2 protein-coding genes are annotated in these 3,757 nt (G+C 67.7%); one reads left to right on the forward strand and one right to left on the reverse strand.

The annotated features are described in order from the left end of the window. Positions 1 to 276: 276 nt before the first annotated feature. Entirely contained in the window at positions 277 to 1,278 is a 1,002-nt protein-coding gene (locus AB0305_RS22825; protein WP_364136736.1) for a hypothetical protein, read from the reverse strand. A gap of 261 nt (positions 1,279 to 1,539) precedes the next feature. Between AB0305_RS22825 and AB0305_RS22830 the strand changes: the two genes are divergently transcribed. Continuing rightward, the coding region (locus AB0305_RS22830; RefSeq protein WP_364136737.1) for an NADP-dependent isocitrate dehydrogenase at positions 1,540 to 3,757 on the forward strand (2,218 nt) is incomplete at its 3' end.

A 3,757-nucleotide genomic window follows, 5' to 3' on the forward strand; every position in this document is an offset into this window, starting at 1 on the left:
CCGCCGCTCTTCCTCTCTCCCGGCGCCCGCCAATTCTTCCACTCGGCAGGCCCCCCCGGGACCCGGGGCGGGGCGTGCACGCTCCTAAACCCAGACCGGCCGCGCCCCGCCCCGAGGGGAGGGGCACGGCAGCTGTTTGTTTTGTCCGCGTACGGCGGCGGGCGCGGGAACGCGGGGTCCCGGTGCCGGCCTGTCGAGGGGGACGGCCGGCGGTGGAACCCCGCGTTGCCCTGTCTTTTCCTTTCCCTTGGGCGCGGATAGTCGGGGAACTGGTGCTTAGGACGCGGCGGCGGTGCTGTAAGCCTGCTGGATGACCGAGCCCCAGTACGGGCCGTACATGGTGGTGGAGTTGCTGCCGTAGCCGTAGCTGTTGATCGAGTTCTGGTAGCCGGAGGAGCTGGTGCCGATGAACCACGGGCCGCCGGAGGAGCCGCCGGTCATGTTGCACGGGATGCCCTGGGTGTTGAACTGCGGGTTGTAGGGATCGTTCTTGGCGGTGCCGCTGCAGCTCTTGAGCGATTCGCCGTTGAACGGGGCGGCGGCCGGGTAGCCGAAGGACTTGTAGCTCAGGCCGCGGGCGGCGTTGAACTGCACACCGGAGGCGCCGACCACGTCGGAGAGGGTCTTCCCGTTGAGGGTGTTCATCACGGCGAAGCCGGTGTCGTAGGTCATGTCGCCGCCGGAGCTCCACTGGGTGGGGGTGTAGAGGGCCTTGGCCGTCCACTTCCCGTAGGGTGCCGAGCCGTTGAGGTAGGCCGGGACGAAGGTGAAGTTGGTGGCGAAGGCGCCCGGGCCCTCGTTGACGCAGTGTCCGGCGGTGGACACCGTGCTCTTGTTCGCCGAGGTCACCGAGTTGCCGGAGCAGACGTAGTTGGCGCCGGCCAGGGTGAAGAAGACCTTGCCGATGTGCGGGACGGGGTTCTCGCTGGCGTTGGCCTTGGTCTGGACCTGCTTGGACTGCAGCGTCGGGGTGGTTCCCTCCACCTTCGCCGGCGCACCCACCTCAACGGGCTTGCCCGCATCGGCCTTCGCGGCACCGCGGTTCACGGCCTTAGTGGCCAGCACGTCGCCGGGGATCGCGTTGCGCATCCGTTCGGGCGTCCAGTAGTCCGCGCCGGCGGCCTCGGTCACGGTGTGGCTGGCCACGTCCGGAGTGCCCGAGGGCGCGCGTCCGGCACCGCCGGGAGAGGCGGTGGCGCTGCCGGCGGCGACGACGGCGAGCAGGGCTGCGGCGGAGAGGCTGAGCAGGCTGGTGCCCAGGGATTTGCGTGTGCGCATGGGGATCCTTTTGCGTGCGGGTGCGGTGCGGCCCTCGGGGACGGGCCGCGGTGATGGCATCGAACCTACGGCACTATGACGAGCCTGTAAAGCATCTTGTCAAAACTTGTCATATCGCTTTTGGGCGGCTACCCGCCGTCGTGCCCGCTTCACCTGACTGCCGCCGGCCGTCCCGAACAAGCGCCGAGGCCGCCACCTCGGGTAAGTTAGAGCCGTTGAGATAACAAAGATTTCCGCAGACTTTCAGGGAGACGCCCAAGCATGGCCAAGATTATCTATACCCACACCGACGAAGCGCCGATGCTGGCTACCTATTCGTTCTTGCCGATCATTGAGGCCTACGCCTCGACGGCCGGTGTGGAGGTAGAGACCCGCGACATTTCGCTTGCCGGCCGCATCATCGCCGTCTTCGGCGACTACCTCACCGAGGACCAGCGCATCGGCGACGCGCTCGCCGAACTCGGCGAACTCGCCAAGAAGCCTGAAGCCAACATCATCAAGCTGCCGAACATCAGCGCCTCCGTGCCGCAGCTGAAGGCCGCCATCGCCGAGCTCCAGGGCCAGGGCTACGCCCTCCCGGACTACCCGGACAACCCGGCCTCGGACGAGGAGACGGACATCCGCTCCCGGTACGACAAGATCAAGGGCTCCGCCGTGAACCCGGTGCTGCGCGAGGGCAACTCGGACCGCCGCGCGCCGCTGTCGGTGAAGAACTACGCACGCCAGAACCCGCACAGCATGGGTGCCTGGACCCCTGAATCCAAGACCAACGTGGCCCACATGGAGGCCGACGACTTCCGCTCCAACGAGAAGTCCGTGGTGATCCCGGCCGATACCAACCTCAAGATCCAGCTGGTCAAGGAAGACGGCACCGTCAAGGTCCTCAAGCGAGCCTTCCCGGTCCTGGCCGGCGAGGTCATCGACGGCACCGTGATGCGCGCCGCCGCCCTGGACGAGTTTCTCAAGGCCCAGGTGGCCCGCGCCAAGGAAGAGGGCGTGCTCTTCTCCGCCCACCTCAAGGCCACCATGATGAAGGTCTCCGACCCGATCATCTTCGGCCACGTGGTCAAGGCCTACTTCGCCGACCTCTTCGCCACCTACGGCGAGCAGATCGCCGCCGCCGGCCTCAGCCCCAACAACGGCTTGGCCTCCATCCTCAACGGCCTGGAGGACCTCCCCGAGGAGATCCGCGGCGACGTCGAGGCCGCCATCACCAAGGGCCTCAACGAGGGCCCCGAGCTGGCCATGGTCGACTCGGACAAGGGCATCACCAACCTGCACGTCCCCTCCGACGTGATCGTGGACGCCTCCATGCCGGCCATGATCCGCAGCTCCGGCCACATGTGGGGCCGCGACGGCCAGGAGGCGGACACCCTCGCCGTCCTGCCGGACAGCAGCTACGCCGGCATCTACCAGGTGGTCATCGACGACTGCCGCGCCCACGGCGCCTTCGACCCCACCACCATGGGCACCGTCCCGAACGTCGGCCTGATGGCCCAGGCCGCCGAGGAATACGGCAGCCACGACAAGACCTTCGAGATCACCGCCGCCGGCACCGTCCAGGTGGTCGACGACGAGGGCACCGTCCTGATCGAACACCAGGTCTCCCCGGGCGACATCTGGCGTGCCTGCCAGACCAAGGACGTGCCGATCCGCGACTGGGTCAAGCTGGCCGTCACCCGCGCCCGGGCCTCCGCGACCCCGGCCGTGTTCTGGCTGGATAAGACCCGCGCGCACGACGCCCGGATGATCGCCAAGGTCGAGGAATACCTCAAGGACCACGACACCGAGGGCCTGCAGATCGAGATCATGTCCCCGGAGGAGGCCACCGCCTTCACCCTGGAGCGCATCCGCAAGGGCGAGGACACCATCTCCGTCACCGGCAACGTGCTCCGTGACTACCTCACGGACCTGTTCCCGATCCTCGAACTGGGCACCAGCGCCAAGATGCTCTCGATCGTTCCGCTGATCAACGGCGGCGGCCTGTTCGAGACCGGCGCCGGCGGTTCCGCCCCGAAGCACGTCCAGCAGCTGCTCAAGGAAAACCACCTGCGCTGGGACAGCCTGGGCGAGTTCCTGGCCCTGGCCGTGAGCTTCGAGCACCTGGCCACCACCACGGGCAATGCCCGCGCCCAGATCCTCGCGGACACCTTGGACCGCGCCACCGGCACCTTCCTGCTCGAGGACAAGTCCCCGAAGCGCAAGGCCGGCGAGCTGGACAACCGCGGCAGCCACTTCTACCTGGCCAAGTTCTGGGCCGACGAGCTGGCACGCCAGAGCGACGACGCCGAACTCGCCCAGGCCTTCGCCGAGGTCTCCAAGACCCTCAGCACCGACGAGGAAGCCATTGTCGGCGAGCTGCTGGCCGTCCAGGGTTCCCCGGTGGACCTCGGCGGCTACTACCGCCCGGACGAGGCCAAGGCCTCTGCCGTGATGCGTCCCTCCGCCACCTTCAGCAAGGCCCTGTCCCTGCTGGGCT

It is taken from the genome of Arthrobacter sp. NPDC080086 (assembly GCF_040702285.1).

What these genes read in the sequence shown, in the direction of transcription:
- AB0305_RS22825 (WP_364136736.1), bottom strand. Translation starts at nt 1,278, where the DNA reads ATGCGCACACGCAAATCCCTGGGCACCAGCCTGCTCAGCCTCTCCGCC.